General features: G+C 45.1%; 21 protein-coding genes. All 21 read left to right on the forward strand.

Translation table 11 applies throughout. The features are described 5' to 3' along the window. Window positions 1-2: 2 nt before the first annotated feature. The 21 genes from DWW52_RS10895 to xseA all read left to right on the forward strand — a co-directional run bounded on the left by DWW52_RS10895 (window position 3) and on the right by xseA (window position 25,772). Window positions 3-1,100 carry an ROK family protein gene (locus DWW52_RS10895; protein WP_118715534.1) on the forward strand — a complete coding sequence of 366 codons (1,098 nt, stop codon included), beginning with the start codon at window positions 3-5 and terminating at the stop codon, window positions 1,098-1,100. A gap of 179 nt (window positions 1,101-1,279) precedes the next feature. Further along, window positions 1,280-2,785 (forward strand): glutamine synthetase family protein, encoded by a 1,506-nt coding sequence (locus DWW52_RS10900; RefSeq protein ID WP_118715535.1) that lies wholly within the window; start codon window positions 1,280-1,282, stop codon window positions 2,783-2,785. Between the two features lie 186 nt (window positions 2,786-2,971). Further along, the gene (locus DWW52_RS10905; protein ID WP_118715536.1) at window positions 2,972-3,715 is read left to right on the forward strand and encodes a hypothetical protein; all 744 of its coding nucleotides are present in this window, start codon (window positions 2,972-2,974) and stop codon (window positions 3,713-3,715) included. A 31-nt stretch (window positions 3,716-3,746) separates the two neighbouring features. Next, window positions 3,747-4,349: a hypothetical protein gene (locus DWW52_RS10910; RefSeq protein ID WP_118715537.1), complete on the forward strand. Its 603-nt coding sequence runs from the start codon at window positions 3,747-3,749 to the stop codon at window positions 4,347-4,349. Between the two features lie 204 nt (window positions 4,350-4,553). Next, the gene (locus tag DWW52_RS10915) at window positions 4,554-5,000 is read left to right on the forward strand and encodes a division/cell wall cluster transcriptional repressor MraZ (RefSeq protein ID WP_118715538.1); all 447 of its coding nucleotides are present in this window, start codon (window positions 4,554-4,556) and stop codon (window positions 4,998-5,000) included. A gap of 91 nt (window positions 5,001-5,091) precedes the next feature. Then, window positions 5,092-5,994: a 16S rRNA (cytosine(1402)-N(4))-methyltransferase RsmH gene (gene rsmH, locus DWW52_RS10920; protein ID WP_118715539.1), complete on the forward strand. Its 903-nt coding sequence runs from the start codon at window positions 5,092-5,094 to the stop codon at window positions 5,992-5,994. A 4-nt stretch (window positions 5,995-5,998) separates the two neighbouring features. Next, window positions 5,999-6,379, forward strand: coding sequence for an FtsL-like putative cell division protein (locus DWW52_RS10925; protein WP_118715540.1), 381 nt, complete (start codon window positions 5,999-6,001; stop codon window positions 6,377-6,379). Window positions 6,380-6,542: 163 nt separating this feature from the next. Beyond that, window positions 6,543-8,663 carry a penicillin-binding protein gene (locus DWW52_RS10930; RefSeq protein WP_233556839.1) on the forward strand — a complete coding sequence of 707 codons (2,121 nt, stop codon included), beginning with the start codon at window positions 6,543-6,545 and terminating at the stop codon, window positions 8,661-8,663. Window positions 8,664-8,903: 240 nt separating this feature from the next. After that, window positions 8,904-10,352, forward strand: a complete 1,449-nt coding sequence (locus tag DWW52_RS10935) for a UDP-N-acetylmuramoyl-L-alanyl-D-glutamate--2,6-diaminopimelate ligase (RefSeq protein WP_118715674.1) — start codon at window positions 8,904-8,906, stop codon at window positions 10,350-10,352. 3 nt (window positions 10,353-10,355) lie between these two features. Beyond that, window positions 10,356-11,606 (forward strand): phospho-N-acetylmuramoyl-pentapeptide-transferase, encoded by a 1,251-nt coding sequence (gene mraY / locus DWW52_RS10940; protein ID WP_118715541.1) that lies wholly within the window; start codon window positions 10,356-10,358, stop codon window positions 11,604-11,606. A 131-nt stretch (window positions 11,607-11,737) separates the two neighbouring features. Beyond that, on the forward strand, window positions 11,738-13,093 hold the full coding sequence (gene murD, locus DWW52_RS10945) for a UDP-N-acetylmuramoyl-L-alanine--D-glutamate ligase (protein ID WP_118715542.1): 1,356 nt from the start codon (window positions 11,738-11,740) through the stop codon (window positions 13,091-13,093). A gap of 69 nt (window positions 13,094-13,162) precedes the next feature. After that, the gene (locus DWW52_RS10950; RefSeq protein ID WP_118715543.1) at window positions 13,163-14,383 is read left to right on the forward strand and encodes an FtsW/RodA/SpoVE family cell cycle protein; all 1,221 of its coding nucleotides are present in this window, start codon (window positions 13,163-13,165) and stop codon (window positions 14,381-14,383) included. Between the two features lie 16 nt (window positions 14,384-14,399). Next, window positions 14,400-15,506: an undecaprenyldiphospho-muramoylpentapeptide beta-N-acetylglucosaminyltransferase gene (gene murG, locus DWW52_RS10955; RefSeq protein ID WP_118715544.1), complete on the forward strand. Its 1,107-nt coding sequence runs from the start codon at window positions 14,400-14,402 to the stop codon at window positions 15,504-15,506. Window positions 15,507-15,554: 48 nt separating this feature from the next. Next, complete coding sequence (murC, locus tag DWW52_RS10960; protein WP_118715545.1) at window positions 15,555-16,922, forward strand: UDP-N-acetylmuramate--L-alanine ligase; 1,368 nt, start codon at window positions 15,555-15,557, stop codon at window positions 16,920-16,922. A 200-nt stretch (window positions 16,923-17,122) separates the two neighbouring features. Further along, window positions 17,123-17,779 carry a cell division protein FtsQ/DivIB gene (locus DWW52_RS10965; RefSeq protein WP_233556841.1) on the forward strand — a complete coding sequence of 219 codons (657 nt, stop codon included), beginning with the start codon at window positions 17,123-17,125 and terminating at the stop codon, window positions 17,777-17,779. 11 nt (window positions 17,780-17,790) lie between these two features. Continuing rightward, window positions 17,791-18,954, forward strand: coding sequence for a cell division FtsA domain-containing protein (locus DWW52_RS10970; RefSeq protein WP_118715546.1), 1,164 nt, complete (start codon window positions 17,791-17,793; stop codon window positions 18,952-18,954). Window positions 18,955-18,976: 22 nt separating this feature from the next. Then, the gene (gene ftsZ, locus DWW52_RS10975) at window positions 18,977-20,356 is read left to right on the forward strand and encodes a cell division protein FtsZ (protein ID WP_118715547.1); all 1,380 of its coding nucleotides are present in this window, start codon (window positions 18,977-18,979) and stop codon (window positions 20,354-20,356) included. A gap of 12 nt (window positions 20,357-20,368) precedes the next feature. Then, window positions 20,369-21,577 (forward strand): cell division protein FtsZ, encoded by a 1,209-nt coding sequence (gene ftsZ, locus DWW52_RS10980; protein WP_118715548.1) that lies wholly within the window; start codon window positions 20,369-20,371, stop codon window positions 21,575-21,577. Window positions 21,578-21,711: 134 nt separating this feature from the next. Then, a complete protein-coding gene (locus tag DWW52_RS10985; RefSeq protein ID WP_118715549.1) occupies window positions 21,712-23,571 on the forward strand; it encodes a DEAD/DEAH box helicase in 1,860 nt (619 codons plus the stop codon). A gap of 90 nt (window positions 23,572-23,661) precedes the next feature. After that, a complete protein-coding gene (yihA, locus tag DWW52_RS10990) occupies window positions 23,662-24,264 on the forward strand; it encodes a ribosome biogenesis GTP-binding protein YihA/YsxC (protein WP_118715550.1) in 603 nt (200 codons plus the stop codon). Window positions 24,265-24,392: 128 nt separating this feature from the next. Beyond that, entirely contained in the window at window positions 24,393-25,772 is a 1,380-nt protein-coding gene (gene xseA / locus DWW52_RS10995) for an exodeoxyribonuclease VII large subunit (RefSeq protein ID WP_118715551.1), read from the forward strand. The last annotated feature ends 8 nt before the right edge of the window (window positions 25,773-25,780 follow it).

Genomic DNA, 25,780 nt, shown 5'->3' on the forward strand with positions numbered 1-25,780 from the left:
TGATGTATCAGTTTGATAAAAGAATAGTAATGACGTTGGATGCGGGGGGTACGAACTTCGTGTTCTCGGCAATTCAGGCGAACGAAGAGATCGTGGAGCCGATCACGTTACCTTCAAATGGTAAGAATCTGGAAAAGTGTCTGGATACGATGGTGACGGGTTTCTCCGCTATCAAGATGAAGTTGGCGGAAGAGCCGGTGGCGATCAGTTTCGCTTTTCCCGGTCCCGCGGATTACGTGAACGGGATTATCGGGGATTTGAAGAATCTGCCCGCTTTTCAGGGAGGTGTCGCATTAGGAGCTTTTTTGAAGAACAAGTTCGGAATTCCGGTATTTATAAATAATGACGGGGATTTGTTCGCTTACGGAGAGGCGTTGGCCGGGGCTTTGCCGGAGGTAAACCGGATGTTGCAGGATGCGGGAAGAAATAAAGTGTATAAAAATCTAATTGGTATTACTTTGGGAACCGGGTTCGGAGGGGGAGTCGTGCGAGATCGGGAGCTTTTTCTCGGGGACAATGGTGCGGCGGCAGAAGTTTGGGTACTTCGGGATAAGCGGGAACCTGTTTACGGGGTGGAAGAAGGAATTTCTATCCGGGCAATCAAGCGGGAATATGCCCGTCTTTCTGGTGATAGTCGGGAGTTAACCCCGAGAGATATTTTCGAGATTGCGGAAGGGAACATGGAAGGAAATTCGGCTGCGGCGAAAGAGACGTTCGAGCATGCGGGAGAGGTGTTAGGAGAGGCGATTGCCTCGATGAATGCGGTCGTGGACGGGATTGTGGTCATTGGCGGTGGTATCGTGGCCGCACAAAAATATCTGATGCCCGCTGTGATGCGGGAGTTGAATGGGACGTTGAGTATGTACGAGGGAGCCCCGGCGGATCGCATGGAAATGAAAGCGTTTTTCTTGAATGACCCGGTAGATCGGGAGGCGTTCCTGACTCCCACGGTGAAGCATATCGTGGTTCCCGGTACAACGGATACAGTCGAGTATGATCCCGTGAAACGTATGGGGGTGCTTGTAACTAAACTGGGAACCAGCAAGGCGATCGCTTTCGGGGCGTATGCTTTTGCGTTAAACGAATTGGACAGACGATAATCAGTTTTTGTGATTTAAGAAATTATGGACTGACGAAGGAACTTCTGCTTGAATGAAGTTACTTTCGTCAGGTCTTCGTGTATTTACGGTTTAATAAACTTTGTAAAGTTCATTGAATTGGTACTTTTTTTGTTTATTTTTAGGGGATAAAAAAATAAAATCTTTATAAACAAAGAAGTATGAATTCAGAATACGCATTAAATCCACATGCTTTGGTTCGCTTTCTAGGTAAAGACGCCAAAGATTTCACGAAGGAAGATATTATCCGTTACGTTTCGGAGAATGGGATTGAGATGATCAATTTCAGGTACCCCGGGGCGGACGGGCGATTGAAGACGTTGAATTTTATTATCAATAGTCTTGATCACCTGGATAATATCCTTACTTGTGGCGAGCGTGTTGACGGTTCGAGCTTGTTTCCTTATATAGAAGCGGGGTCGAGTGACTTGTACGTGTTACCTCGTTATCGGACAGCTTTTCTGAATCCGTTCAGCGAGATTCCTGCCGTGGATATTCTTTGCAGTTTTTATACGAAGGACGGGAAACCGTTGGAGATGTCACCGGAGTACACGATGCGAAAGGCGCACGAGGCTTTGAAGAAGGTGACGGGTATGGAGTACGAGGTGATGGGAGAGTTGGAGTATTACGTGGTGAGCGAGAAGGAGGAGTTGTTTTTAGCCTCGGATCAGAAAGGATATCATGAATCCACTCCTTTCTGTAAGGGACGGGATTTGCGGGCGCTGGCCATGAAATATATCGCGGGTACCGGTGGGTTGATCAAGTACGGGCATTCTGAGGTGGGGAATTTCACGAAAGGGGATTGGATGTACGAACAGAACGAGATCGAGTTTTTGCCTACTAAAATGGAAGATGCCGCCGATCAGTTGATGATTGCCAAATGGATTTTGCGTACGTTGGCTTACCAGTTCGGGGTGGATTTGACGTTTGCCCCGAAGATCACGGTGGGTAAGGCCGGGAGCGGTATGCATATTCATACCCGCCTGAAGAAGGGGGATAAGAATATGATGATCGAGAATGGTAAATTGACGGATCATGCTTTGAAGGCTATCGCGGGATACTTGGATCTGGCCCCGTCGTTGACGGCTTTCGGGAATACGAACCCGATGTCTTATTTCCGGCTGGTTCCTCACCAGGAGGCACCCACGAATATTTGTTGGGGGGATCGTAATCGTTCGGTTCTGGTGCGTGTGCCGTTGGGCTGGACAAGTGGTGCGAGTGATATGTTGCGGGATGCGAACCCGTTGGAGAAAGTGGGAGATTTGGATTATAGCGGTAAACAGACTGTGGAGTTCCGTTGTCCGGATGGTTCGGCGGACGTGTATCTGTTGATTGCCGGGTTGGCTGTGGCTGTTCGTCACGGTTTCGAGATGGAGAACGCCATTCAATATGCGAAGGATCGTTACGTGGATGTGAATATATTTGACGAGGCGAATAAGAAGGTGGCCGATTGTTTGAGCCAGTTGCCCGCTTCGTGTTACGAGTCGGCTTTGTGTCTTGAAAAGCAACGTGCCGATTTCGAGAAGTACGGGGTGTTTGCTCCGGGGTTGATTGACGGGTTGATTAACGGTCTTAAGAAGTTTGAAGATAAGACCTTGCGTCAGGATTTGGGAAATGATGACCAGAAGATCATGGAACTCGTAAATAAATATTTTTATTGCGGTTGATTTTTTGAAGTCGTAAAGCGTTGTTCCCCAAACAAGCGAATGGTGAAAATGATCCGGTCGCTTGTTTGGGGAATATCTATTTTTTGCTGGAAAAGTTAAATATGAGTTTTACCGAGTTTATTTTGTGATAGATTGTTGCATTGTATTTTATAATATTTATTTTTGCTCAAACTAAAATGTGTGGTTATGTGTAAAAAATTGGTTGTAATCGTTTTGTTTTTATTGGTGAGTGTCGTGTCTTTCGCCCAGGAACGTCAGGTTGACGTGATCTATTTGAAGAATGGGAGTGTCATAAAGGGGGCTGTTATCGAGCTGGTGCCAGATAAGCAAGTCAAGATCCGAACGGCTGATGGCAGTTTGTTTGTTTTTCAGATGAGCGAGGTGGATCGCATCGAGAAGGAGTATAATCGTAAACAGGTTCAGGAGAAATCTTCTCCATTGAGAGCCAGGGTAATAGGAACGGCCGAGATGGCATACGGGTTTGCCGAGGATGATTTTATAATCGGGGTAAATTTCCTTTTGGGGTATCGTTTTAATCCTTATTTCTCACTTATGGGAGGCACGGGATTAAACTTGGCGGGATTTTATGGTTATGATTGTGATTGGAATTGGGATTATGATTGTGATGATGACGAGGTGGCTATTATGATGCCTCTTTTTGCCCGGTTGCAGGTGAATTTTCTGAAAACTCGGGTAAGTCCTTTTTTTTCTATGGATTTGGGGTACTTGTGGTCATTGGATGATTACGGGCATAGCATGGCTATTATTAACCCGGCAATGGGCGTTTTCGTGAGAATTGGCCGGCGCTTTGCGTTGAACACGAGCTTGGGGTATCAGGTTATTGACAAGGGATACATGAACCGGAAGAATGCTTCTTACAAGAATTCTTCTGATGGTGCGGTGACGTTGAAGGTCAATTTTGTTTTTTAAGAAAAGGAGTTTAAATTTATATTCAATAGATATGAGAAAAGTAATGTGTGCGGTAGTAGTGCTGTGTTTTATGTCGGTGGGAGGTTACGCTCAAAGTGTAGCGTTGGCTTTTGGTGATTTGAAGTGGTTAGGTGGTGAAAAAACGTTGCAATTCGAGTTTTCTTACGAGGACATGCAGGTGGGAAAGATGAGCGAGGCGGAGTATGTAGAAAAAAAGGTGACAGAGTACAATAAGAAGGAGGCGGGTCGAGGGGATGCGTGGAAGAAGGCGTGGGAGAATGATCGGAAAGAACGTTTCGAACCCAAATTTCTGGAATTGTTTGACAAGTATATGTCGGAGAAAGGAATCACTTCAGCCGCAGAGGGGGCAAAGTATGTGGTGAAGGTGAACACGAATTTCACGGAACCCGGTTTTAACGTGGGGGTTGTACGTCGTAACGCTTCCGTGGATGTTGTTTGTACGGTGGTAGAGATCGCCACGGGTAATAAAGTGGCCGTTGTTAAGGTGCGGGATGCGTCGGCCAATAGTTTTTGGGGAACGGACTTCGATAGCGGTTATCGTTTGCAAGAGTCTTACGCCAAGGCCGGGCGTGAATTGGCTAAATTTTTAATTAAAAAAGCGAAGCTTAAATAGAGTTTGGCGTTTATACGCGGGATTTTAAGATAATATTGGTAAAAGAGGAGGGATCGGTAGCGGTTCCTTCTCTTTTTGATGTGTAATATTAAGACTATTAGGTATTTATATGTGTATTAGATATTTTGTTATAAAAAAGTGGTTTAAAGTGGTTTAAAGTGGGAAATTATTTCATAACTTTACATCAGAAATTAGGGAAAGAATATGTTGTCATTTATTGGAGATTATACATGTAAGCTAGATAGCAAGGGACGTGCTGTTGTACCGGCTGTTTTCCGCAAGGAAATGCAGGCGATAGAGGAGACGTCGTTCGTGCTGAGGCGGAATATTTTCGATGAATGTATCGATCTTTATCCTAAGGGTGAGTGGTTGAACCTGATTGCCGGGTTGAGATCAAAATTGAGCCAATTTAATCGAGAGCAGTCTCGTTTTCTTCGAGAGTTTTTCCGGGGAGTGCTGGAAGTGGAACTGGACGGTAATGGACGCATATTGATCCCGCGTAAGATGCTGGATGATATCGGGATTGCCGGGGAGGAAATAGTGATGGTGGGACAGGACTCGAAAATTGAGATTTGGGGAAAAATAAAGTATGAAGAGAGTACTATGGATACAGATGAATTTGTACTTTTGACAACCCAAATCGGACTGTAAATTTTAGATTTGTGATTTTAAATTTGGGATTTATGATTTGCAATATCAGGTATTTACAAGTCTATAATCAAAAAAACTAAAATGAAAAGAAATGAATGAGATGTATCACGTGCCGGTATTGTTAGAGGAATCCATTTCCGGATTGAATATTGATCCGGAGGGGGTGTATCTTGATTTGACATTCGGGGGTGGAGGTCATTCGAGGGAAATTCTGAAACGTTTGAAAGATGGATGTCTGATCGGTTTTGACCAGGATTCGGATGCGTTGGCTAACGTGCCTGATGATAATCGTTTTGTTTTTGTCAATCATAATTTTCGATATTTACGGAATTTCATGCGTTATTGCGGGTATGACAAGGCGGATGGAATTTTAGCGGATTTGGGGGTTTCATCGCATGAATTTGACGAGGCTGATCGGGGGTTTTCTTTCCGGTTTGATGCGGAGTTAGATATGCGAATGAATCAACGGAACAAGTTGAAAGCTACGGATGTTTTGAATTCATATAGCGAGGAGGAGTTGACCCGGGTGTTTCGTAACTACGGAGAGGTTGATAACGTGAAGCGTTTGGTCGGTTTGATCGTGAAGGCTCGTGCGGAAAACGAGATTAACCGTTCGGAGGAATTTTTGCAAGTGATTGATCCTTGTGTGCCTAAACAGAAGGAGAAGAAGTATCTGGCGCAGGTGTATCAGGCGTTGCGTATCGAGGTGAACGGGGAGTTGGAGGCATTGGAAGAGATGTTGCAACAGGCGGAGTTGGCATTGCGTCCCGGGGGGCGCTTGGTGATTATCACTTACCATTCGTTGGAAGATCGGATCGTGAAGAATTTTTTGAAGAGCGGGAATTTTGAGGGAAAGGTAGAGAAAGATTTTTACGGGCATGTGAAACGTAATTTCGAACTGGTGAATCGGAAGGTGATCGTGCCTTCGGAGGAGGAAGTCGAGCGTAATCCCAGGGCCCGGAGTGCCAAGTTGAGAATTGCTGAAAAATTGTAGTGTGATGAAGTGGTGGTTCAAGAAGAAAAAAGTAAAAGATTTCGTTCCCCCGTTACAGGAGCAGAAAGAGGTGCTGGGGGAGTCGATGAAAGAGTTGTTGGATGGTCGGTTGTTGGCAGATACGGTTCTGCGTAAGAATATCGGTTTCATCCTTTTTTTGACGTTCTTGGGCATCGTGTATATAGCGAATGGTTATGCCACGGAGAAGTTGTACATGAAGAAAGTAAGTCTTGAGAAGGAGTTGGGGGAATTGCGTTTTGAATCGATAACGACGGCTTCCGAGTTGATGCGGATCAGTATCCCTTCTGAGGTGGAGAGACGGATTCAAGAGGCGGGGTTGGATTTGGTGCAGAGTAAGGAACCGCCTACTAAAATCATGAAGTGATATTGGTAGATAAAAGATAAAAACTAAAAGATAGAAGTTGACGGATATAATAAATTTAGAATAGATCATGTTGAAGACTGGAAGGAATAAGATCGAGTACGCAGAGCTATATAAGCTGCAAAGATTTTTTATCTTTTAGTTTTTAACTTTTAACTTAAAAAAAATGGCAGCATCTATAAAACATGAATTGGCCGGTCGGTTGGGGCTTGTTTACCTGATCGTGATGGTAGTCGCCGCATTGGTGGTGATCAAGGCTCTGCATGTTCAGGTGTGGGAGGGGGATAAATGGAGGAAGATGGGGCGGGCTGTTTCGTTTAAAGATTTTGTGGTTCCCCCGAATCGGGGAAATATATATGCGGATGACGGGCGTATCTTGGCAAGTTCGGTGCCTTATTATTTCTTACGATTGGATTGTAAAGCCATACCGGATACTTTGTTCAAGAAGAAGATTGATAGTTTATCCATGAGGTTGTCCCGTTTTTTTAAAGATGCACCGGCTTCCGATTATCGAAAAAAATTATGGAATGGTAAATACGGGGCGAAACCGAATCGCTATTTACTTGTGAACAAGAGGAAAATTTCTTATACCGAATTAATGGAGGTTAAGAAATTTCCTATTTTTCGGGAGAGAGGAACTAAGAGTGGTTTGATCTTGGAGCGTGTGAACGAGCGTTTGCAACCTCACGAGAATTTGGCTAGACGAACGATTGGTTACGTGAATGAGGCTGAGGATGGTACTTTTGAAGGACGTGTGGGGATTGAAGGTGCGTTTGAGAAACAGTTGCGGGGAGAGCCGGGGCGAAGTATTCGGCAAATGATGTCGGGACGATGGGTATCAGTGACGATGGAAGACCCGGTGGATGGGAATGATGTGGTGACAACGATAAACGTGGATTGTCAGGATATCGTACAGGGTGCGTTGACCCGGCAGTTGGAGTATTACAAGGCTAGTGCGGGGACGGCTATTCTGATGGACGTGAAGACGGGAGATATAAAAGCGATAGCCAACGTATCGAAGACGGCTACGGGGTATCGTGAAGTGTTGAATAATGCGATTGGAGATGCGGCCGAGCCGGGTTCCGTGATTAAGGCTGCGACGATGGTGGCTTTGTTAGAGGACGGATATGTACATCCGGGAGATACGATTGATTTGGGAAAAGGTATATACACGCATAACGGGGTAACGTTGAAAGAGGCCAGAACGCCAATTGGGAAAGTAACGGTGAAGGAGATTTTCGAGCGCTCGTTGAATGGTATTACGGAGTTGGTTTACGAGCATTATCGTCAACAGCCGGAGAAGTTTGTTAATCGTTGGTATGCCATGGGGTTGAACAAGAAGGTGGGGATTGAGCTCGCTGGGGAGGCTGATCCTTATATCAAGTACCCGACGGATAAGACGTGGAGCGGTGTAACATTGAGATGGATGAGTTTCGGGTATGAGTTGCAGATTACTCCGTTGCAGGTGTTGGCTTTTTATAATGCTTTGGCTAATGACGGCAAACGAATGAAGCCTCGTATAGTGAAAGAGATTCGTAATGGAAGTCGGGTGATCGAGCGATTTGACCCGGAAGTGGTGAGTAGTAATATTTGTAGTCGGCAGACGATTGCTTATATGAAAGAGATGATGGAAGGGGTGGTGGAGAACGGTTCGGCCAAGAATTTGAAAAATGCGGCTTGTAAGATTGCCGGGAAGACGGGAACGGCAAAGGTGGCAGCCGGGACAAAGGGATATAGAACCGAACCCAAATACCGGGCTAGTTTCGTGGGATATTTTCCGGCGGACAAACCTTTGTATTCTTGTATCGTGGTGGTGGATAATCCTTCTACTTCTGTCGGGTATTACGGAAACGTGGTATCCGGTAGCGTGTTTAAGGAGATTGCCAATAAGATTTACGCTATGGCATCATTGATGAGAGATGATGAGGAGGAGGAAGAAGAAGAGAAAGAGGTGACGTTACCCGTTAGTCAAAACGGGTTGAAAAAGGATTTTCTGGAGATATATGACGAGTTGGGTATTAACGTAACGGATGACGAGGCAGATCGGGCCGATTGGGTGATGACTTCCCGGGATAAGGAGGGAACCGAATTCGTGCTGAAACCGAGGAGTGTGGATTTTACATTAGTACCGAATGTGAAGGGAATGGGGTTGAGGGATGCCCTGTATCTTTTGGAGAATAGCGGTTTGAAGGTCGGTGTGAGTGGGGTGGGAACCGTGAGTAGACAATCGTTGACCCCGGGAGGCCGGGTTAAACGCGGGAGTTATGTACATTTGGAATTGAAATAATTGAAATTTAAAATTTAGAATGAAACAATTCAGAGATTGCCGATTGAATGATCCCATTAATTTAGTGATTGCCAATTGAATGATTCTGTGATTATGAAAAAAGGCGTTAGCCTGGTACAGCAGGAATCGCTTAATCGGAAATCACTAAATCAAAAAATAGAAATGGCCTTGTGTGGATGGAATCACTTAATCGGAAATAATCAAATCACAGAATTAATTAAATCTAAAATTAATAGGAAGATGGACTTAAAGGAATTGTTAGAAGGGGTAACCTACGAAATAGTGCAGGGGAAGCCGGATGTAGAGGTTAATATGATCCATTTCGACTCACGGAAAGTCGGGAAGGGGGATCTTTTTGTTGCCCAAAGAGGGGCGAACGTGGATGGGCATGCTTATATTGAAAAGGCTGTTTCTTCCGGGGTAACGGTGGTTGTTTGTGAAGCAATACCCGAAAATCTGGCGGAAGGGGTGGTTTACGTGAAGACGAGGAATTCTTCGGATGCCTTGGGGCTTATGGCTTCCAATTTTTACGGGAATCCTTCGCGAAAAATGAAGTTGGTCGGGGTTACCGGGACGAATGGCAAGACAACAACGGCGACTTTGTTGTACGAGTTGGTGCGTTTGTTGGGAAAGAAAGCGGGACTTTTGTCTACTGTATGCAATTATATAGGGGATGAGAAGGTGCATGCAACACATACAACCCCGGATGCTTTGGTGATTAACAAGTTAATGAGGCGGATGGTGGATGCCGGATGTGAATATTGTTTCATGGAGGTGAGTTCTCATGCCATAGATCAGCGTCGTATCAGCGGATTGGATTTTGACGGTGCGATTTTCTCCAATATAACGCATGATCATTTGGATTATCACAAAACTTTTAAGGCGTATATAGAGGCTAAAAAGGCTTTTTTTGATCGTTTGGGGAAGGATGCGTTTGCCTTGACTAATTTGGATGATAAGAACGGGATGGTGATGTTGCAAAACACGGTAGCCCATAAATATACCTATTCCTGCAAGCGGATGGCCGATTTTAATTGCAAGACATTGGAACGACATCTGGACGGAACGTTGTTGATGCTGGACGGTTGCGAGGTGTGGACTAAGTTTGTCGGGGATTTCAATGCCTATAATTTACTGGCAGTGTATGCCAGTGCCACGTTGTTGGGCTTCGGGAAAGAGGAGTTGTTGCCTGTGATGAGTCTGTTGGTTCCGGTATCGGGGCGTTTCGAGACGATATTGTCGAACGAGGGGGTGATGGCTATCGTGGATTACGCCCATACGCCGGATGCTTTGGAGAACGTGTTGTCGACGATCGAGGGGTTGAAGAAGGAGGGTATGGTGATCACAGTTGTGGGTGCCGGGGGTGACCGGGATCGCACGAAGCGGCCGGAAATGGCCGAGGTCGCTTGTCGGTTAAGTGATCGGGTGATCTTGACTTCCGATAACCCGCGAAGTGAGGAGCCTGCGGCTATTATCGAGGATATGCGTGCTGGGGTGCCGGAAGAGGCGAGAGACCGGGTGTTAGCAATTACCGACCGGAAGGAAGCTATACGTACGGCGTTGATGTTGGCGAAAAAGGGGGATATCGTACTGGTTGCCGGGAAAGGGCATGAGGATTACCAAGAGGTGAAGGGGGTGAAACATCATTTTGATGATAAAGAGGTTATTAAAGAAATATTTAAGTTGTAGGTTATGTTTTATCATATCTTTGATTATTTAGAGCAGTTTGATTTCCCGGGAGCGGGTATGTTTCAATATATTACATTCCGTTCGGCGTGTGCTGTTATTTTATCCCTGTTGATTGCCACGGTTATCGGTAAGCGAATCATCCGTATCTTGCAGAAACAGCAAGTTGGGGAAGAGATTCGGGACCTGGGGCTTGAAGGACAGATGCAGAAAAAGGGTACTCCGACGATGGGTGGGGTGATTATTTTGCTGGCGATATTGATCCCCGTGATTTTGTTTGCCCGTTTGGATAACGTGTATATCCAATTGATGATTGTTTCGACGATCTGGTTGGGATTGATAGGTTTTCTGGATGACTATATTAAGGTTTTCAAGAAACATAAAGAGGGGTTGAAGGGGCGTTTTAAGGTGATCGGACAGGTCGGGTTAGGTTTGATCGTAGGCGTGACTCTTTATGCGAGTGATGACGTGTTGATCCGGGAGAAAGCTTCTATTTCGGAAGTGGGAGTGGTGACGAGTACGGTGGACGAGGGATTTTCCCGAGAGAACGGTCAGACTGTGCTGACAAAAGATATTAAATCGACGAAGACAACTATTCCATTCTTTAAGAATAACGAGTTTGATTACGCTTGGTTTGGGGCGCTTTTTGGGAAGTATGCTGATGAGATCGGTTGGATCGTATTTATTATTATCACGATCGTGATCGTGACAGCCGTGTCGAACGGGGCGAATCTGACCGACGGGTTGGACGGGTTGGCGACAGGTACTTCGGCGATCGTGGGAGCCACGTTGGGGATATTGGCGTATGTCTCCGGAAACATGGTGTATGCCGATTACCTGAATATCATGTATATTCCTCATTCTGGGGAGTTAGTGGTGTTTATTGCTGCTTTTATCGGGGCAACGATTGGTTTCTTGTGGTATAATTCTTTTCCGGCTCAGGTGTTTATGGGAGACACGGGGAGTTTGTCGTTGGGGGGTATTATTGCCGTGTTCGCCATTATGATTCATAAGGAGTTGTTGATTCCGATTCTATGTGGTATTTTCTTGGTGGAGAATCTGTCTGTGGTGATGCAGGTCAGTTATTTTAAATATACCAAGAAGAAATTCGGGGAGGGACGACGGATATTCCTGATGTCTCCGTTACATCACCATTTCCAGAAAAAAGGAATTCCGGAACCGAAGATTGTGACTCGTTTTTGGATCGTGGGAATTGCTTTGGCTGTGATTACGATCGTGACCCTAAAAATAAGATAAAAGTTAAAAACTAAAAAGATTCAGAGATTGCCGATTCAATGATTTGGTGATTATAAAAAGAGCAAGGGAATTGTGAAGAAAATCACTTAATCGAGAATCATGAAATCACTCAATTAATAGAATTTAAAATGATGAAAAGTTTGGTTATTTTAGGAGGAGGAGAGAGTGGAGCGGGGGCAGCTCGGTTGGGAAAAAAGTTAGGATATGACGTTTTCTTGTCGGACAAAGGGAAATTGGCTGATAAGTATAAGAGTGTGTTGGAGGAGTTGGGTGTAGAATACGAGGAAGGGCAGCACACGGAAGAGCGGATTTTCGCGGCGGATCTGGTTATCAAGAGTCCGGGAATTCCGGATAAGTTACCGATGATCATCGGTTTGAGGGAGAAAGGGATAGAGGTGATTTCCGAAATTGAATTTGCCGGACGTCATACGGATGCGAAAATGTATTGTATTACGGGAAGTAACGGGAAGACGACAACGACATTGTTGTTATATCATATATTACAGCATGCAGGTTATGACGTGGGGTTGGCCGGAAACGTGGGTAATAGTCTGGCGGCACAGGTGGCAGAAAATTTGCACCGGGTGTACGTGGTGGAGTTGTCCAGTTTCCAGTTGGACGGGATGTTCCGGTTTCGTTGTGACACGGCAATATTGACGAATATCACGCCCGATCATCTGGATCGTTATGATTATAAATTTGAGAATTATGCGAATTCGAAATTCCGTATTTTGAATAATATGCGGAAAGAGGATTTGTTTATATATGGCTACGATTGTGAAGTCGTGCGAGAGAAGGTAGAAAAGGGGGGAGTTGTACCGGAGGCCGTTGGGTTTACTTACTCGGATAACTTGGGACTGAATGCTCGAATGGACGGAAATATGGTGATAGCCCGCTTGGGTGACCGGGAGTTCCGGATTGCTAAACAGGACATCACGATACAGGGGCGACATAACGTGTACAACGCTATGGCGGCTATATTGGCTTCATTGAAGGCGGAAGTGAGTGATGAGGAGTTGCGAAAGGGATTGATGACGTTCCCGCAGGTAGAGCATCGGTTGGAAACGGTGGACGTGGTGAATGGGGTGACTTATATCAATGATTCTAAAGCGACAAACGTGGATTCGGCTTGGTATGCGCTGGATAGTATGCATGCTCCGGTAGTGTGGATTGCGGGAGGTACGGATAAAGGAAATGATTATAGCGTGTTGTTTGACCTCGTGAAAGAGAAGGTGAAGTTGTTGATCTGTATGGGTGTCGAGAATAAAAAGTTGATTGATGCTTTCTCCCCGATTTGCGAGGTGGTTGACACGCATAGTCTTGACGAGACGATGGACGTGGCCTACCGTCGGGCTGAGAGTGGGGACGTGGTATTACTTTCTCCTTGTTGTGCAAGTTTTGACCTTTTCAAAAATTACGAGAACCGGGGAGAACTTTTTAAGTTGAAAGTTAAAAGTTTAAAGATAAAAGTTGAATCTAGTTTATAGTTTAAAATTTAAAGTTTAAAAGTATTAGCCTTGTGCGGTTGGAATTTAAAATTTAAAATCTAAAATTAAATGGGACTGTTTAATCTAAAAGATAAGGTGGTATTTAAAGGGGATAAGACCTTGTGGTATGTAGTTATCGGGTTGATGTTAGCTTCGCTGATCGTGGTGTATTCTTCGACGGGAAGTTTAGCGTTTCGTGTGCGGGGGGGGAATACCAGTTATTACTTGATCAAACAGTTGTTTTTAATGTTTGGGTGTATGATTGTGATTCTGACGTTGCAATCGTTTCATTACAAATATTTTCTTTCGTTCGCCAAGATCGTGTTGGGAATGTCGTTTATTTTTTTGTTATGGGCGAAGTTTGCGGGTACGACATTGAATGATGCGGGGCGTTGGGTGACGATTCCCGGTATCGGTTTCACGTTCCAGCCTTCGGAAATGGCGAAGTTAGGAATAATTATGTACTGTGCCCGGTCGGTTGCTTTCGAGCAGACGGATGAGGGGTGTAATAATAATGTGTTGATGCGGATGTTGTTTGTTGTCCCTGTGTTGTTTATGATTTTCATGGAGAATTTTTCAACATCGGTTTTGTTGGGGGCGGTTTGTTTGGTGATGTTGTTTGTCGGACGTTTATACTGGAGAACTTACGCGAAGTTGATCGGGGGGATCTTTTTGTTGGGGGCATTGATGATTGCGGTTGTTTTCATTGTACCGGAAAAGTATTTGAAGTCGGCGGGGCGGTTGTTGACAGTGAAGAGTCGTATCGAGCATTTCGTGAATCCAAGCGAAACGGATAGCGATGATTCCTACCAGTCGGATCAGGCAAAGATAGCTGTGGCGAAAGGTGGGTTGGTCGGTCTTGGACCGGGAAATAGCGTGCAGAGAAACTTTTTGCCGCACCCGTATTCGGATTTTATATTTGCGATTATTGTTGAAGAGTATGGATTGGGTGGAGCCGGTGTCGTGATGTTGCTTTATTTGATTATTCTCTACCGGGTGGGAGTTATCGTGCGACGTTGTACGAGAATGTTTCCGGCGATATTGGTTGCCGGGTTGGGATTGTGCATCGTGTTCCAGGCTTTGATAAATATGGGGGTTTGCGTGGGACTTTTCCCCGTGACCGGACAACCCTTGCCGTTAGTGAGTATGGGGGGAACTTCTTTGTTATTCACGAGTGCGGCGTTCGGGATGATTTTGAGCGTGAGCCACACGTTCTCGGAAGAGGGGGAACGGGAAGAGAAAGAAAAACTAAAAATGGCCACGGAAGGTATAAGTGAAGAGGAAAATTAGATAAAAGATATAGACTATGAAAAAAGTGATTGTAAGCGGGGGAGGAACGGGAGGACATATATTTCCGGCACTTTCTATCGCGAATGCGTTGAAACGATTGGATAAAGATATTGAAATCTTGTTCGTGGGAGCCGAGGGTAAGATGGAAATGGAAAAAATACCCGAGGCCGGATACAAGATTGTAGGTTTGCCCGTGCGGGGATTGCAACGTAAGTTGACGTTGGGTAACTTGAAAGTGTTGTGGAATTTGTGGCGAAGTTTACGGAAGGCCAAGCGTGTCGTGCGGGAATTTAAGCCGGACGTGGTGGTTGGTGTTGGTGGTTATGCCAGCGGACCTATCGGTAAGGTGGCCACGAATGCGGGAATTCCGTTAGTGTTACAAGAACAGAACTCTTATGCCGGAGTGACCAACAAGTTGTTGGCTAAGAAGGCTGCAAGGATATGTGTGGCTTACGAGGGGATGGAACGTTTTTTCCCGAAGGATAAGATTATCTTTACGGGAAATCCGGTGCGGAAAGATTTGCTGAATGCGATTAACGAGCGTGCGGAAGGAACTGCTTTTTACGGGTTGGACCCGAATAAGAAAACCGTTTTGATTACGGGAGGAAGCTTGGGTGCCGGGTCTATTAATAAGGCCATGGTGAGGTGGCTGGATCGGATAGCAACCTGGGAGAATGTGCAGGTTATCTGGCAGTGCGGGAGTTACTATCATAAGGAACTGGAGGTGCGGTTAAAAGATCATTTGCCCGAAAACGTGAAGTTTATGCCGTTTTTGAAACGTATGGATCTGGCGTATGCTTGTGCTGATCTAGTTGTGGCTAGAGCGGGGGCAGGAACAATTTCCGAGTTATGTTTGTTAGGTAAAGCGGTTGTATTGGTGCCTTCTCCAAACGTGGCCGAAGATCACCAGACAAAGAATGCGATGGCTTTGGTGAATAAACAGGCTGCCGTGATGATAAAAGATTCGGAGGTTATCGAACAGTTGGGTGAGGTGATGAATCGTTTGTTGCAGAATGATCAGGAACGGAATAATTTATCCGAACATATTTTGACCCTAGCGATGAAGGATTCGGATGAGGTGATCGCGAAGGAAATTTTACAGATTGTAAATTGTAAATTTTAGATTTTAAATTGAGTTCAATCTAAAATCTAAAATCTAAAATCTAAAATTATGGAGGTTGATAATATAAAAGCTGTTTATTTCGTGGGAATTGGGGGGATAGGAATGAGTGCGTTGGCACGTTATTTCAAGGTGATGGGATACGAGGTCGCAGGATATGACAGGACTTCGTCACCCTTGACTCGGAAAATGAGTGATGAGGAAGGATTTGATATTACATACGAGGATGACGAGACGGGAATACGGGCTGTTTTCCGGGATCGGGAGCATACGTTGGTGGTTTACACCCCGGCGGTACCTAAGGAGAACCGGATATTGAGTTTCTTCCGGGATAATGGGTATTCCTTGCATAAGCGAGCAGAAGTATTAGGCTTTTTGTCTCGTAGCAAAAAAGCGCTTTGTATAGCGGGGACACACGGGAAGACGACTACCACGACGATGCTGGCATTCCTGTTGAGCCGTTCGCACGTGGGATGTAGTGCTTTCCTGGGTGGGATTTCTTCTAATTTCGGTACGAACTTGTTGATTGATAAAAATTCGGATTACGTGGTGATCGAGGCGGACGAGTACGATCGTTCGTTTTTACATCTTTACCCAGCGATAGCGGTAATCACGGCGATGGATGCCGATCATCTGGATATATACGGAACTCACGAACATTTATTGATGGCTTTCGAGGAATTTGCCTTGCAAACACAGGGAGAATTGTTCCTGCGTAAGGGATTAGAGTTGCGGAAGAGACAGGTGACGGGACATTATGCCGTGGGGGAGAAAACGGATTATTATGCTGATTGTTTGCGAGTGGATAATGGAAGTTATTTATTCGATTATATTGGTAAAGATATAGAGATAAAAGATTTAAGATTATGTTTCCCGGGACGAGTGAACGTGGAGAATGCAACTGCCGCTATCACGGTGGCTTTGCATGCGGGGGTGACTCAGGAGGAAATCCGGAAAGCCTTGCCCTTGTTTACGGGGGTTGCCCGTCGGTTTGACATGCATGTGAAGAGTGATCGTCTGATTTATATTGATGATTACGCTCATCACCCGCGGGAAATCGAGGCATCGCTTTCTTCAATCCGGGATATGTGGCCGAATAAGAAGTTGACCGTGGCTTTTCAACCTCATTTGTATTCGAGGACAAATGATTTTTATCCTGATTTTGCGAAGAGTTTGAATCTGGCGGATGAAGTGATATTACTGGATATTTATCCGGCCCGGGAACAACCGATTCCGGGGGTGACATCCGGGTTGATCGCAGAGCGTCTGACGGTTCCTTTCGTACAGGTAAGCAAGGATGAATTCCCCGAGTACGTGCGGAAAAACGTGTCGGAAGGTATTTTTATGACCATGGGTGCCGGAGATATAGATAGGTTTATTCCGGTTTTTACTGAAATGTTTAATTATCCGGCTCGTTGATCCGGGTTACAGGTTGAATCTGAGGTTCTGCAAGTTGTAAATTGCAAGTTTGAGTACAACCGATAGAGAGAAATTTGATTCAACCTGTTATTTAAAATAAGAAACTTTAAATTTGTAGCCTGAGAATAGAGATGAAACGCATTTTACCTTACATATTATCTTGCATTTTGCTTGTATACCTGATAATTGTGCTTACCTTTGTGGCGACAAAATCGGGGGAGGTAACATGTAGAGGGGTACGGGTGACTGTCAAGAATACAGATGTCAACGTGTTTGTCGATGAGGAAGATGTAATGAAAGCAGTAAAGAAGGGGTACGGAAACATTATGGACAAAAGTATATTGGCGGTAAATAAAGATAGTTTGGAAAGAGTGCTTGTCAAAAATCCGATGATTAAATCGGCTCAGGTTTACTACAGTTTAGACGGTTATATTCATGTAAATATCCAGCAACGTGAACCTGTTTTGAGAGTGATGACAGGTGAAGGGTATTACGTTGATCGTGATGGGAAAGTGATGCCGTTATCTTCTAAGTTTACTTCCAGGGTTGTTGTAGCAACCGGAGATATAAATAAAAAATTCGCATGCGAAAAATTAGGACCTTTTGCGATGAAGCTGAAAAAGGAACCGTTTTGGGATGCATATATCGAACAGTTGGTCGTCAGATCGAACGAGGATGTTGTGATGATTCCTAAAGTGGGAGATTTCCGAATCGTTTTGGGAAAGGTCGAGGGTTGCGAGGAGAGGTTGGAAAAATTGATGCTATTTCTGAAAGACGGGATCGCAAAAAAAGGGTGGAATCGTTATAAGGAGATAAATTTAAAGTTTGATAACCAAGTAGTTTGTGTTAGAAAATAAATATAGATATTATGGGGTTTGTAGCTTCTTTGGATATGGGATCTGAAAAAATGGTGATGGCTCTCGGGGAAAAGTCCGGGAGTGATTGTCGTTTGGTCGGTATCCTGAGTGTTGCCTCGCAAGGAGTTAAACGAGGCAAGATCGTGGATAAACTTCGAGCGAAAGCGTGTATCCTGCGTTTGTTGGATCGTTTCAAGGAGGAGTATCAGGTGCATATTGATGCGCTGAACGTAGCCTTGGGAGGTGCGTGGGTGAAGCAGATCGAGGATCGAGAGAATATCAAGTTTCCTCGCCCGAAAAATATCGATCCGAGTGATTTGCAGGAGACGGAGAAAAAGTGCCGGGGTGCGGTTGCTTCCGGGGATGAAGAAGTGGTGGATGTCGTTCCGTTTGCTTACTACGTGGACAAAGAAAGTGAAATTGACCCGATAGGAGTTACCGCCAGAAGGTTGGACGTGCATTATCACGTGTATGTGGGGCGGAGTAGCGAGTTGAATGTATTGAGAGATTTGCTCGGAGGTTTAGGTATTGATAAAGTTGACTTTTATTCTGTTGCGGGAGCTTCACAGAAAGCTTTAATTACGCCGAATTCCGACATGCGTAATTTCACGTTGTTGGATTTAGGGGCGGATAGCATAAAAGTTCAGGTTTTTCAGGATGGTCTCGTTTATTTTGACGAGGAATTACCCTTGGGATGCAGTGCCGTGGATAGAGACATAGATACGGCCTTTTCGATCAATGATCGGGAAAAAGCCCGAAAGTTGAAAGAGGAATTTGGTATGGCCTTGCGGGCAGCTTGTAAGAATCGGAAGTTGATGATTCCTGAAACAAAATACTGTATAGATAGTCACGATCTGGTCCACGTGGAGCAATGTCGTTTGGAGGAATTGTTGGAAGGGGCTATTTTCCAGATGCAGGAAAGTGGTTGTTACGAGGATTTGGATGACGGTATTTTGTTGACGGGTGGCGGTAGCCGGGTTACGGGGATCGAGGTGTTGTTATCCAAATTGTCCGGTCACTCGGTGAGTTTTGCCAAAGTGGTGAGTGTAAAATCAGATCGAGAGACTAATTTGAAGACTCCGGAGTATTTTACCGCATTGGGATTATTGCAATGCGAGCGTAAGGAAGTGAAGAAACCTAAAACCGGTTGGTTTAGTAATTTTTTTAAAGAGTAAAACGATATAATACCTTTCAGCTATGCTTAATGAAGATGATTTATTGGTTGTGAACATTCCCCCGCAGGAAGAATCGATTATCAAAGTAATTGGTGTCGGGGGAGGCGGTAGTAATGCCGTGAACCATATGTGCCGTCAGGGTATTCGGGGGGTAGAATTCGTGGTGTGTAACACGGATATACAAGCGTTGCGAATAAGTCCCGTGAAGAATCGGATTCAGATTGGTAAGGAACTTACCGAGGGACGCGGGGCGGGGAGTTTGCCGGAACGTGGTAAGCAGTCTGCTATTGAAAGTTTGGATTATATCAAAACCATATTGGAACGTAACACGAAAATGGTGTTTATCACGGCAGGAATGGGAGGTGGAACCGGAACAGGAGCCGCGCCTATTATTGCCAAGCAAGCTCGGGAGTTGGGGATTCTGACGATAGGGATTGTTACGATTCCTTTCAATTTTGAAGGACGGAAACGCGTGGAGCAAGCGATGGAAGGGGTGGATGAGCTGTCGAATTACGTGGATGCCTTGTTGATTATCTGTAACGAAAAGTTGCGGGATATGTATGGTAACCTGAAATTGTCAAGAGCGTTCGAGATGGCCGACAACGTGTTGACAATTGCAGCCAAGAGTATTGCCGAGATTATCACGTTGAAGGGATTCGTGAATGTCGATTTTGCCGACGTGGAAGTGGTGATGCGGAATAGTGGTGTGGCGTTGATGGGTGCCGGGGAAGCAGTGGGAGAAAACAGAGCTTTGGAGGCCGTGAAGATGGCTTTGGAATCACCGTTACTGAATAGTAATGATATTCGCGGAGCATCAAATATATTATTGAATATGTTATACGGTAGTAAGGAGATCACGATGGATGAGATTACCCTGATTACCGATTACGTGAAAGAGTTGGTGGGGAATGAGGTTGACGTGATCTGGGGAGCCGGAAAGGACGAGGCGTTGGGTGATGAGTTGCATGTAGCCGTGATAGCTACCGGTTTTAACGGTTCGCCGATAGAGAGAAAAAAGACTAATATTTCCTTCAAGGTGGAAAAGGTGGAAGAGTTGGAAATGCAGACGATCGATGCCCGTAAATTGGAGGAAGAAGAACGTCAGCGTAAACAAAAGTTGGAGGAGAGTCGTAAGTTGCGTCAGCAACGGGAAGAACAACGCGGGGAGCGAAAGCGTCGGGAAAGAGTGATCGTGTTTGACGACGATGATGATGAAGAACCCGAAGTTGTGCAGGAGAAGGAGGTGCGTCCTCGTAGTCGGGTAGAGGAGTATGATCGAGAATTCGAGTTGGAGAATGGACGGAAGCGGGGGAAAAATGAGGTGCCCGACGTGGACAGTTGGTTCAAGCGTAAGCTGGGGAACATGTTCAATGAAGATATGAATAGGGATTCAAAAATGTAATAGTGGACGATCATGGTAGACGGATTGATAAATTTTAACCAGTTTGAGATTACTACCCCGATTATAAAAGTGATCGGAGTTGGGGGTGGTGGCGGTAATGCCGTGGAATACATGTACAGACAAGGGATTTGTGACGTGGATTTCGTGTTGTGTAATACCGATTCGCAGATATTGGAACATAGTCCTATCCCGACCATTATTCAATTAGGGAAGACCCTAACCGAGGGACGAGGAGCAGGAAACCGACCGGAGATCGGGGAGGCTGCCGCTAACGAGAGTATAGACGAGATCAGAGAGTTGTTGAGTACCAACACGAAAATGGTATTCATCACGGCGGCTATGGGGGGAGGTACCGGAACAGGTGCGGCCCCGGTGATCGCCAAAGTAGCCAAGGATATGGGGCTTCTCACGGTGGGTATTGTCACGATACCTTCTCGTTTCGAGGGTCCGAAACGCTTGGATCAGGCCCGTGAAGGGGTAAAAAAATTGAAAGAACACGTGGATTCTTTAATTATCATTGATAATGAAAAGATACAACGAATATTCGGATCGCAGACATTGTCGAGTGCTTTTGCCAAGGCTAACGACGTGCTGAATATTGCTGCCAAAGGTATTGCAGAAATTATTACGTTACCGGGATATATAAACGTCGACTTTGCCGACGTGCGAACGGTAATGACGGATAGTGGTATCGCTATCATGGGAGCGGCGCGGGCTTCCGGTGAGGACCGGGCTAAAAGAGTGATTGCCGATGCATTGAATAGTCCTCTGTTGAATAAGAGCGATATTTTGGGAGCCAGTGACATCTTGTTGAATATTACATCCGGGACGGATGAAATTACGATGGATGAGATGAGTGAAATCACGAATTACGTGATCAAGGAAGTAGGTGATAATGCGGCTATAATCTGGGGTGTAGGGACGGATGAGGCGCTGGGAGATGCAATATCCGTGACGGTGATTGCAACCGGTTTCCCCATGGAGGACGTGGAAAACACGTTCACGACACCACTGAAAGGAGTTGTACCCGGAGGTGATTCTTCGGAGGCGGTAGATGCCGCCCGGACGAAGAAGATCAAGGACGGGGTGAAAGATTACGTACAGGTCATTTTAAAGGAATCGGAGGTTGTGCTTCAACCGGATCTGTCACCCGAAAAGATAGAAGAATTGGCAACGACTCCGGCGTATACACGGAGACATTTAAAAATTGACAGACCCTAGCGATTTAGTGATTTAATGATTGCATGATTAAGTGATTCCCTGTTTGTATTTAAAGACATTAGCCTTGTGGGGAGGAATCTAAAATCTAAAATCACTAAATCTGAAATTGTAAGGGGGTAATTTAAAAAAGTTTAATGGAAAAATTTAAAGAATTAGGATTAGACGGGGAGATTCTTAAAGGAGTCGCAGATTTAGGGTTTGAAACACCGAGTCCTGTACAAGAGAAGGCTATCCCTGTTATTTTGGGCGAAGAAAATGATTTAGTTGTGTTAGCCCAGACCGGGACGGGAAAAACAGCGGCTTTCGGATTGCCGTTGTTACAGAAAATAAATCCGGAATGGAATAATGTTCAGGTGTTAATCCTGAGTCCCACGCGTGAGTTGTGTATGCAGATCGGAAGTGATTTGAAAAAGTACTCGAAGTATCGTCCGGATATCCGGGTTACCTGCGTGTATGGAGGTACGGATATCAGAAAGCAAATGAAAGAGTTGCAGAGGGGGGTACACGTGGTGGTGGCTACACCGGGACGTTTGGTCGATTTGTTGAACCGAAAAGCTGTGAATATCGAGTCCGTGTTTGCTGTCGTGTTGGATGAGGCCGACGAGATGTTGAACATGGGATTCCAAGAAGACTTGGATTTTATTTTGAGTAACACGCCGACGGAAAAGAATATTTACTTGTTCTCGGCTACCATGCCTAAAGAGGTTGAACGGATTGCCAAGAATTATCTGGTGAACCAGAAAGAGATTTCCGTGGGGAAAAAGAACCAGGGTGCCGACACCGTGTCTCACCAGTATTATATGGTGCGTGCCAAGGATTGCTACGAGACATTGCGCCGTATCGTGGATTGCGCTCCGAGTATGTACGCTATTATCTTTACCCGTACGAAGAATGATGCGCAGGATATTGCCAAACATTTGCAGCGCGATGGAATTGATTGTGATGCTTTGCATGGTGATCTGAGTCAGGCCCAGCGAGATAGTGTGATGAATGCCTTCCGGGCAAAACGCTTGAAAGTGTTAGTGGCTACGGACGTGGCTGCCCGCGGTTTGGATGTGGATTGTTTGACGCACGTGATCAATTATAATTTACCGGAGGACGTGGAGAGTTACACGCATCGTAGTGGTAGAACCGGACGTGCCGGAAAAGAAGGTATTTCAATCGCTATTATTCACTCGAAAGAGAAAGGTAAGTTGCGTAGGATTGAAGGAATCTTGAAAAAGAAGTTCGAATATAAATCGGTACCGGGAGGGGAGGAAATTTGTCGTGCCCAGTTATCGTTCTACGCGGATAAGATCGTGGCTTCCGAGGATCAGGAAGAGATGGAAATGTATGCTCAGGGCGTGTATGATAAATTCGAGGATTTTACGAAAGAGGAGTTGATCCAGCATTTGGTTTCTTACGAGTTCGGTAAGTTGTTGAAAAAATACAAGAACACGGTAGACTTGAATATCGAGGATGATGATCGGGGAAATCGTTCCGACCGGGGAGATAGAGGAGGTGATCGCCGTGATCGGGGGGATCGTCGAGATCGAGATCGCCGCGGACGCGGAGACGAAACGGCATATAGTACCTTTACCCTTAACATTGGACGTGAAGATGGTTTGACGCCTCGTGATCTTATGGGGTTGATTAATCAATATTCTCGTCGTCGAGGTATAGGTGTTGGTGGAATCAGAATTTTTGATACCGATACAAAATTCGAAATTGATGAAGATAGTGCATCTGATTTCGCTGTAGACTTCAGCAAAGTAATCTTTAATGGAATTCCGATAGAGATGAAAGCAATCCCGACACGGGACAGAGGTCGTCGTCGGGATGATCGGGGAAGAAGCGAGTTTTCTGGAAGAAGTGATCGTCGTGATCGTGACAAGCGGGAAAGTAGTGACCGCGGAGGACGACGGGAAGATCGGAATGGGGGAAAAAGGAGAGGTAGACCGGGAAGTGATCCGAAAAAGCCGAGAAACTTTAATAGATCGTCTTCTCGTAGCTAAATAATTTGTAAATTTGAAAATGCGAAAACGGGAAATTCACATTTCACGTTTTCGTATTTTCAAATTGCTACATATTCAAATAAAAAAATTATGGAAGTTTACAGTGCCAAATTTGTGACAAGTAATACGGAGGTAAAGAAATGTCCGGAGCCGGATAAACATGAGTACGCATTTATTGGGAGATCGAATGTGGGGAAGTCATCGTTAATTAATATGTTAACGAACCACGGTAAACTGGCCAAAACGTCTGGTACTCCGGGAAAGACACAGTTGATTAATCATTTCTTGATTAATGATGAGTGGTTTCTGGTCGATTTACCGGGATATGGATATGCTAGAACGTCAAAGTCTCAACGGGGACAGTTCAGTGCCATGATACGAAACTATATTTTGCAACGGGAAAATATGATATGTCTTTTCGTATTGATAGATAGCCGACATGATCCTCTGAAGGTCGATTTGGAATTTATGGAATGGTTGGGAGAGAATGGGGTTCCTTTTGTCATGGTTTTCACGAAGGCGGATAAACTGACTACTACCGAGCGGATGAATTGTATTTCCAAATATCAAGAAAAGATGAAGGATACATGGGAAAGTATGCCAATGGCTTTTATCACTTCTGCCGAAACCAAGTTGGGACGTGTGGAATTACTGTCTTATATTGAAGAGCTGAATCAGTTGGAAATGGAATAGAGTTTATAAAGTTTATAAAGTTAGTGGATCTCTGCGGGGCGCTTTGTTTATGGCTGCTTGTGCTGCCGAATCACGGAATGGGGATGGTTTTGTGAGGGGAAATCTAAAATTTAAAATCTAAAATTCTCATGGAGTCTATCGGATTATACCAATTGAATTGTTTGGTGAAACGAGAGTTAAAGAATCGTTTCTCGGATAGTTTTCTGGTTGTTGCCGAGATTGCGGATGTGAAGGAAAATCGCTCCGGGCATTGTTATTTGGAACTAATAGAGAAGAGGGAAGAAGATGATGCGATTATTGCCACGGCCCGGGCCACGATCTGGTCCTTCACGTATAGAATGTTGAAGCCTTATTTTGAGACTACGACGGGAAAATCTTTACAGAAGGGAATCAAGGTGCTTGTTAAGGCCGAGATCGTTTTTCATGAGTTGTACGGTTATTCTCTGAATATAAAAGATATTGATCCCACGTTTACGGTTGGGGATCTGGAACGTAAACGGAAAGAGATTCTTGATCGCTTGACACAAGAGGGGGTGATTGATATGAACAGGGAGTTGGAATTCCCGATGCTTCCGAAAACTATTGCGATCATATCTTCACCGACGGCTGCCGGGTATGGCGATTTTGTGGATCAATTACATCGTAATGCTTACGGGTATGCATTCCATACCAAGTTGTTCCCTGCCGTGATGCAGGGGGAGAAAACGACGGAATCTATTATTGCTGCGTTGGAAAGGATTTACGAGTATGAATCGCTTTTTGATGTGGTTGTTATTATTCGTGGAGGTGGTTCCCAGACAGATTTGGGAAGCTTTGATTCGTATGAATTGGCTGCCAATGTGGCTCAATTCCCCATTCCGATACTTGCCGGGATCGGGCATGAGCGGGATGAAACGATCGTGGACCGGGTGGCCTATCGTAGTGTAAAGACCCCCACGGCTGCTGCTGCTTTTCTGATAGAGTGTTTCCACGAGGTTGATGCCCTGTTGGAAGAGGCTAAAGAGAGTTTGACTCGGGAGACGAAAAGAATATTGCAAGAGGAAAAGACTCGTCAGGTTGTAAAAATCACGGAGTTTAAGCAATTTACCCGTTTGTTTCTCGAAGGACAAGCGAATAAATTGGTGTTGTCTTCACGAAGGGTTGAACATGCCTCGCAACTTTTTATCCGGAATCGAATGAGCGGGTTCGAGCAACTGGGAGTGAAGGTGGAAGGGAAACTGGGTGTGTTGTTTGATCGTCAGAAAAGTCGCTTGGAGGATATACAGAAAACGTTGGCGCGTAAGACAACCGAAGTTTTTACTGCCAATCGTTATGTTTTGGAGTTGGCTGAAACGAAGATGAAATATGCCGATCCGAAAAATATACTGGAGAAGGGTTTTTCAATTACCCGGGTGAACGGAAAAGCTGTCCGGGAGACTGGTAAGGTGAAGAAAGGGGATATGCTTGAAACCGAATTATTCAAAGGGGTGATTCGGAGTGAAATTAAAGATATTGAAACAAACGTCTAATAGAATTG

This window comes from Odoribacter sp. AF15-53 (assembly GCF_003479425.1).
Classification (GTDB): domain Bacteria; phylum Bacteroidota; class Bacteroidia; order Bacteroidales; family Marinifilaceae; genus Butyricimonas.

Excerpts from the sequence above, each read along its gene's own strand:
- DWW52_RS10895 (WP_118715534.1), top strand. The coding sequence starts at position 3 with ATGTATCAGTTTGATAAAAGAATAGTAATGACGTTGGATGCGGGGGGT.
- DWW52_RS10900 (WP_118715535.1), top strand. The coding sequence starts at position 1,280 with ATGAATTCAGAATACGCATTAAATCCACATGCTTTGGTTCGCTTTCTA.
- DWW52_RS10905 (WP_118715536.1), top strand. The coding sequence starts at position 2,972 with ATGTGTAAAAAATTGGTTGTAATCGTTTTGTTTTTATTGGTGAGTGTC.
- DWW52_RS10910 (WP_118715537.1), top strand. The coding sequence starts at position 3,747 with ATGAGAAAAGTAATGTGTGCGGTAGTAGTGCTGTGTTTTATGTCGGTG.
- DWW52_RS10915 (WP_118715538.1), top strand. The coding sequence starts at position 4,554 with ATGTTGTCATTTATTGGAGATTATACATGTAAGCTAGATAGCAAGGGA.
- rsmH (WP_118715539.1), top strand. The coding sequence starts at position 5,092 with ATGAATGAGATGTATCACGTGCCGGTATTGTTAGAGGAATCCATTTCC.
- DWW52_RS10925 (WP_118715540.1), top strand. The coding sequence starts at position 5,999 with ATGAAGTGGTGGTTCAAGAAGAAAAAAGTAAAAGATTTCGTTCCCCCG.
- DWW52_RS10930 (WP_233556839.1), top strand. The coding sequence starts at position 6,543 with ATGGCAGCATCTATAAAACATGAATTGGCCGGTCGGTTGGGGCTTGTT.
- DWW52_RS10935 (WP_118715674.1), top strand. The coding sequence starts at position 8,904 with ATGGACTTAAAGGAATTGTTAGAAGGGGTAACCTACGAAATAGTGCAG.
- mraY (WP_118715541.1), top strand. The coding sequence starts at position 10,356 with ATGTTTTATCATATCTTTGATTATTTAGAGCAGTTTGATTTCCCGGGA.
- murD (WP_118715542.1), top strand. The coding sequence starts at position 11,738 with ATGAAAAGTTTGGTTATTTTAGGAGGAGGAGAGAGTGGAGCGGGGGCA.
- DWW52_RS10950 (WP_118715543.1), top strand. The coding sequence starts at position 13,163 with ATGGGACTGTTTAATCTAAAAGATAAGGTGGTATTTAAAGGGGATAAG.
- murG (WP_118715544.1), top strand. The coding sequence starts at position 14,400 with ATGAAAAAAGTGATTGTAAGCGGGGGAGGAACGGGAGGACATATATTT.
- murC (WP_118715545.1), top strand. The coding sequence starts at position 15,555 with ATGGAGGTTGATAATATAAAAGCTGTTTATTTCGTGGGAATTGGGGGG.
- DWW52_RS10970 (WP_118715546.1), top strand. The coding sequence starts at position 17,791 with ATGGGGTTTGTAGCTTCTTTGGATATGGGATCTGAAAAAATGGTGATG.
- ftsZ (WP_118715547.1), top strand. The coding sequence starts at position 18,977 with ATGCTTAATGAAGATGATTTATTGGTTGTGAACATTCCCCCGCAGGAA.
- ftsZ (WP_118715548.1), top strand. The coding sequence starts at position 20,369 with ATGGTAGACGGATTGATAAATTTTAACCAGTTTGAGATTACTACCCCG.
- DWW52_RS10985 (WP_118715549.1), top strand. The coding sequence starts at position 21,712 with ATGGAAAAATTTAAAGAATTAGGATTAGACGGGGAGATTCTTAAAGGA.
- yihA (WP_118715550.1), top strand. The coding sequence starts at position 23,662 with ATGGAAGTTTACAGTGCCAAATTTGTGACAAGTAATACGGAGGTAAAG.
- xseA (WP_118715551.1), top strand. The coding sequence starts at position 24,393 with ATGGAGTCTATCGGATTATACCAATTGAATTGTTTGGTGAAACGAGAG.